The following is a 5,377-nucleotide window of genomic DNA, read 5'->3' on the forward strand; positions in this document are numbered from 1 at the left end:
CACGGTGTTCATCGCACGGCCGGACAGTCCGACGCTCCCGGTCGCCGTGGCCCGGCTGCTGGGGCGGTCCGGGGATCTCAACTACGGCCAGGCGATGGCCCTCAGCACCATTCTGATGCTCGTGTGCGCGGTGTCGCTGCTGCTGCTCGAACGTATCCGCACCGATCGATCCGGGGAGTTCTAGGGATGCTGACACTCGAATCGGCCACCGTGCGCTTCGGCGACCGGGCGGTGCTGGACGCGGTGGACCTGGAGGTCGCCGAGCACGAGATCGTCTGTGTGCTGGGGCCGAGCGGCAGCGGGAAGTCGACACTGCTGCGGGTGGTCGCCGGACTCCAGCGTCCGGACGGCGGGCGGGTACTGCTCGACGGCGCGGACCAGGACGGGGTGCCGGTGCACCGGCGCGGTCTCGGCCTGATGTTCCAGGACCACCAGCTGTTCCCGCACCGGGACGTCGGTGCCAACGTCGCCTTCGGGCTGCGGATGCGCGGCGTGAGCAGGAGCGAGCAGGACCTCAAGGTCTCCGGGCTCCTCGATCTGGTGGGGCTGCCCGGCGCCGAGCGGCGGGCCGTCGCCGCGCTCTCGGGCGGCGAACAGCAGCGCGTCGCCCTCGCACGGGCGCTCGCCCCCCGGCCCAAGCTGCTGATGCTGGACGAACCGCTCGGCCAGCTGGACCGCAGCCTGCGCGAACGCCTCGTCGTCGAACTGCGCACGCTGTTCGGCCGCTTGGGCACGACCGTGCTGGCGGTCACCCACGACCAGGGCGAGGCCTTCGCGCTGGCCGACCGGGTCGTCGTGATGCGGGACGGACGCATCGCCCAGGTGGGCACCCCGCTGGAGGTGTGGCAGCATCCCGCCTCGGCCTTCGTCGCCCGCTTCCTGGGCTTCGACAACGTGGTGGAGGCGACGGTCACCGGCGAGGCCGCCGACACGGACTGGGGCAAGGTGCCGGTGCCCGCAGGATCACCGCAGGGCGCCTGCGATCTGCTGGTGCGTCCGGCCGGAGTCCTGATCGGCGCCCCGGAGGACGGCCTGCCCTGCACCGTGGGCGCCCGCACCTTCCGCGGCAATCACGTCGCCGTGACACTGAACCCCGACCATGGCCCGGCCCTGGACGCCGAGTGCACCCTGCGCAGCACACCGGAGGAGGGCGCGCGGGTCGGCGTCACCTTCGACGCGTCGGAGAGCGTCGTCCTGCCCGCCGTGCTGTGACCGGTCGCGGGATCACCGGCCGCGTGGGTCACCGGTCGCGGGATCACCGGCCCGCGCCCGGCCCCGCCGGTCGTGTCCCGCCCGCACCGGACCCGGCCACGACCAGCCCCAGTTCGTACGCGAGGATCACCGCCTGCGCTCGGTCCCGCAGCTCCATCTTCGCGAACAGCCGGTTGATATGGGTCTTGACGGTGTGCGCGGTGATGGTGAGGCGGTCTGCGATGTCCCCGTTCGACAGCCCCCGGGCGATCAGCACGAGCACCTCCACCTCCCGGGTGGTCAGGCCCTCGACGGAGCGCGCGGGCGGAGCGGCGACCCGCTGCCTGGTGAACTCCGCGATCAGCCGCCCGGTGATGTCCGGTGAGAGCAGCGCCTGGCCGTCCGCCACCACCCGTACCGCATGGAGCAGTTCGGGAAACGTTGCGTCCTTCAGCAGGAAGCCGCTGGCCCCCGCTGCCAGCGCGTCGTACACGTACTCGTCGAGCCCGAACGTCGTCAGCATCAGCGCCCTGGTGGCACCGCCGGAGCCGGCGATGATCTCGCGAGCCGCCTCGATGCCGTTCAGCCCCGGCATCCGGATGTCGAGCAGCGCCACGTCGGGGCGGTGTTCGGCGGCGATCCTGACCGCCGCGGCCCCGTCCTCCGCCTCGCCGACCACCTCGATGTCCGGCTGTGTGCCGAGCAGCCCGGCGAAGGCGGTCCGTACGACGGCCTGGTCATCGGCCACCACCACCCGGATCACCACGGGAGCTCCGCCTCGACGAGAAAGCCGCCTGCCGGGCCCCGCCCGGCGGTGAGGCTGCCACCGAGCAGCGCCGCCCGCTCGTTCATCCCCACCAGCCCGTGGCCGGTGCCCCCGGCCGGCACGCCGTGCGGCCCCGGCCCGTCGTCACCGACCCGGACCGCCAGCGCACCGGTCCCGTAGACGAGTTCCACCACCGCCCGCGCTCCCGGCGCGTGCCGGCGCACATTCGTCAGGGCCTCCTGCACGATGCGAAAGGCCGACAGCTCCCAGGACGGGGGCAACTCCGGCTGCTCGCCGCTGATCCGCAGCTCGGCCGCGCCGCCCACCGCCCGGTGCTGCTCCACCAGGTCGTGCAGTCCGGCCAGCGTCGGCTGCGGTGCCGTCGCCGTCCCCGCCGCCCGGTCGGTGCGCAGCACACCGAGCATCCGCCGCAGTTCGGTCATCGACGCCCGTGCCGTTCCCGCGATCTGCTGGAAGGCGTCCCTGGCCTGCGGCGACAGCCCGGGGGTGGTGTAGGTCGCCCCTTCGGCCTGTACGGCGATCATGGACACGGAGTGGGCGATCATGTCGTGCAACTCCCTTGCGATGGCGGCCCGTTCCGCCTCTGCCGCCTGTCGTCGCTCCATCACCAGCAGCCTGGACTGGGCGGCCGCCCGCTCCTGCCGGGTCTCCTCGCGTGCGCGCACCGCGTCTCCCATGCTCACCGCCCCCAGGATCACCACCGTCAGGGCCAGCGTCTCGGCGTACAGCCCGAGACTCAACCGGTCACTTCCCTGGAGCGTGGGCAGCGCCGGCGATCCGTCGCGTGCCCAGCGGTCGATGTGCACGAGGTTGACCGTGAGCGAGGCCAACGCACCCCCGACGACGAGCAGGGCCGGGTGCTGCACGCGATGGCGGCCCAGCGTGTAGCTGCCGATCAGGGTGCCGGCGACGGTCGCGTAGGCCATGTTGCCGTCGGTTCCGAAGCTGAGCAGGGCCGCGCCGACCGTGAGGAAGCAGACCGCGGGCCGCGCACCCCGCCACATCAGGGAAGCCGTGCAGACCAGCACCCCGAACGTGGTGATCACCGAGCCCGGCACGGCTATCAGCTCACCTGCCGCGAACAGCGTCAGCGCGCCCCCTGTCAGCCAGGGGTACGCCGGGGCCGACGCCCACCGGCGCGCTCGCAGGCGCGCCCGCTTGACCCGGGCGCGGGGCGTGATCGTGCTGCTCATACCCAGGATTGTTCGGCACCGGGGCCCGTCGCCGCATCGGAGCAGGGGTGGAATTCCCCGTCGCATGTCATGCCACGGGTTGAGGGCGAACACCGGATTCCGGTGTGACGTGCCGTGAAAGTCACGTTCCTAGCCTCGGGTTCATGGACGCGACAGCAGATCCCGCCGCGGCGCCGGGCCGGTTCCGCGAGGCCTCGTCAGGAGCCCGCACGGACCGGCGCGGCCCGCGAGCCCTGCCCGGCGCGGGCGTGTGGGCCGGCTGCGCGGCGGCGGCTCTGCTCCTCGCGCTGTGCTCCGGACTCGCTCCGCACCGGATCTGGGGCGCGTCGGCCGCCGTTGGATACGCGGCCGCGGTGTGGCCGGCCGCTCTCGGACGGCGCCGTGCGGCGTCCGTCGTCGCGGCAGTCGGCGCGGCGGGGGCGCCGCTGCTGCTCCTCGTACTCCTGGGCCGGGCGCAGCTGGAGGTCGATGTCCTCGCGCACTCGGCCGAGTCGCTGCTCGCGACCGGCTCTCCGTACGCCCCCGACCCCGTGACGGTGGCGGACTTCGATCCGTACCTGCCCGCGATGGCGGTCTTCGGGATTCCGCACGTCCTGTTCGGGGAAGGTCCGTTGACCGATCCCCGGCTGTGGACCGGAGCCGCCTTCCTCGGTGCGCTCATGCTCTGTGCCAGGCGGCCGCCGCTGCCTGCGCTGGCCGCCTGCCCCGTGATCGCCCTGCCGCTGGCGGTGGGCGGCGTCGATCTTCCGGTGGCCGCGCTGATGTGTCTGGGCCTCTCGCTGGCCGGACGGGGCAGGCCGACGGCCGCCGGACTGATCACCGGACTGGCCGCGGCCCTCAAATGGACGGCCTGGCCCGCGCTGCCGGTGGCCGTCGCGCTCCTGACGGCGATGCGCCGGGGCGGCGCCGGCGGGCGCGCGGCGCCGCTGCGCTGTGCCCTGGTGGCGGTGCTCACCACCGCGGTACTCGTGCTCCCGGTCGCGCTGCGCGATCCGTCCTCCTTCGCCACTCACGTCGTCGAGTACCCGCTGGGCCTGACCGACGCCGTCTCCCCGGCCGCCGGCCCCTTCCCCGGGCATCTGCTCGCCGTCGGCCTGCCCGGAGGCCGGACCGTCGCCCTCGTCCTGCTCCTCTGCTGCGCCCTGGCGGTGGCCGGTTCGCTGGTCGTCCGGCCACCGGGAACGGCGTCCGGCGCCGCGCTGCGGCTGGCGTTCGGGCTGTGCCTGGCCATCGCCCTCATGCCCGCCACCCGTTTCGGCTACCTCGTCTGTCCGCTGGTCCTCGCCGTCTGGGCCGTGACGCAGCGCGGCGAGGACCAGCACGGCGCGGCAGCGGTCCGACCCGACCCCGAAGGAACCCCTTGATGGCCCGCACTCTCGTCGTCACCAACGACTTCCCGCCCCGCCAGGGCGGCATCGAGACGTTCGTCCACGCGATGACCAGCCGGTTCCCCGCCGACTCCGTGATCGTCTACACCTCGTCCGAGCCCGGCGGCGCCGCGTACGACGCCGCGCTGCCGTATCCGGTGATCCGCGACCGGGCCCGGATGCTGCTGCCCACGCCGCGCGTCGCGGGCCGGGCGGCCGGACTGGCCCGGCGGTACGGCTGCGACCGGGTCTGGTTCGGCGCGGCCGCGCCCCTGGCCCTGATGGCGGACCGGTTGCGCCGGGAGGCCGGGGTGCGGCGGATCGTGGCCACCACCCATGGCCACGAGGTGTGGTGGGCCCGCACCCCCGGCGCCCGGACGCTGCTGCGGAGGATCGGGGCGGTCACGGACACCGTCACCCATCTCGCGGAGGCGACCCGGTTGCCGATCGCCGCCGCCCTCGGGCCGGTGGCCGCGCGGCGGATGGTGCGACTGGTGCCCGGTGTGGACGCCGACGCCTTCCGCGCCCGCCCCGGCGAGAGCGCCGTCCGCAGGCGCTACGGCCTGAACGACGGGCCGGTGATCCTCTGCGCCGCGCGGCTCGTCCCGCGCAAGGGCCAGGACATGCTGGTACGAGCGCTGCCGGCGGTCCGGCGGGCGGTGCCGGGAACGACCCTCCTGCTGGTCGGTGACGGCCCCGGTGCGTCCTCCCTGGGCCGAGCGGCCGCGGCCGCCGGGCTCGCGGACGCGGTCGTTCTGGCGGGTGGGCAGCCACATGCGGCGATGCCCGGGTTCTTCGCGGCGGCCGACGTCTTCGCGATGCCGTGCCGCACCCGGCGC

At 74.1% G+C, this 5,377-nt stretch carries 5 protein-coding genes and 1 pseudogene; 4 read left to right on the forward strand and 2 right to left on the reverse strand.

Going from position 1 to position 5,377, the window contains the following annotated elements; translation table 11 throughout:
- A pseudogene (locus J1C73_RS16260) lies at positions 1 to 184 on the forward strand (iron ABC transporter permease); the annotation flags it as partial.
- A gap of 2 nt (positions 185 to 186) precedes the next feature.
- On the forward strand, positions 187 to 1,212 hold the full coding sequence (locus tag J1C73_RS16265) for an ABC transporter ATP-binding protein (protein WP_207317016.1): 1,026 nt from the start codon (positions 187 to 189) through the stop codon (positions 1,210 to 1,212).
- A 43-nt stretch (positions 1,213 to 1,255) separates the two neighbouring features.
- On the opposite strand, the gene J1C73_RS16270 is transcribed toward J1C73_RS16265, so the two are convergent.
- Both J1C73_RS16270 and J1C73_RS16275 read right to left on the reverse strand, forming a co-directional pair.
- Positions 1,256 to 1,957: a response regulator gene (locus J1C73_RS16270; protein ID WP_207317017.1), complete on the reverse strand. Its 702-nt coding sequence runs from the start codon at positions 1,955 to 1,957 to the stop codon at positions 1,256 to 1,258.
- Positions 1,951 to 3,171 carry a sensor histidine kinase gene (locus tag J1C73_RS16275; protein ID WP_207317018.1) on the reverse strand — a complete coding sequence of 407 codons (1,221 nt, stop codon included), beginning with the start codon at positions 3,169 to 3,171 and terminating at the stop codon, positions 1,951 to 1,953. The genes J1C73_RS16270 and J1C73_RS16275 overlap by 7 nt, the downstream gene beginning before the upstream one ends.
- Positions 3,172 to 3,314: 143 nt before the next feature.
- Here J1C73_RS16275 and J1C73_RS16280 point away from each other — a divergent pair, with 143 nt between their 5' ends.
- Positions 3,315 to 4,535 carry a glycosyltransferase 87 family protein gene (locus J1C73_RS16280; protein ID WP_207317019.1) on the forward strand — a complete coding sequence of 407 codons (1,221 nt, stop codon included), beginning with the start codon at positions 3,315 to 3,317 and terminating at the stop codon, positions 4,533 to 4,535.
- A partial coding sequence (locus J1C73_RS16285; protein ID WP_207317020.1) for a glycosyltransferase family 4 protein occupies positions 4,535 to 5,377 on the forward strand: 843 nt, incomplete at its 3' end. The genes J1C73_RS16280 and J1C73_RS16285, both read left to right, overlap by 1 nt.

Source organism: Streptomyces laculatispora, assembly GCF_017353455.1.
In the GTDB taxonomy this organism is placed as follows: domain Bacteria; phylum Actinomycetota; class Actinomycetes; order Streptomycetales; family Streptomycetaceae; genus Streptomyces; species Streptomyces laculatispora.

Excerpts from the sequence above, each read along its gene's own strand:
- J1C73_RS16275 (WP_207317018.1), bottom strand. The coding sequence starts at position 3,171 with ATGAGCAGCACGATCACGCCCCGCGCCCGGGTCAAGCGGGCGCGCCTG.
- J1C73_RS16265 (WP_207317016.1), top strand. The coding sequence starts at position 187 with ATGCTGACACTCGAATCGGCCACCGTGCGCTTCGGCGACCGGGCGGTG.
- J1C73_RS16280 (WP_207317019.1), top strand. The coding sequence starts at position 3,315 with ATGGACGCGACAGCAGATCCCGCCGCGGCGCCGGGCCGGTTCCGCGAG.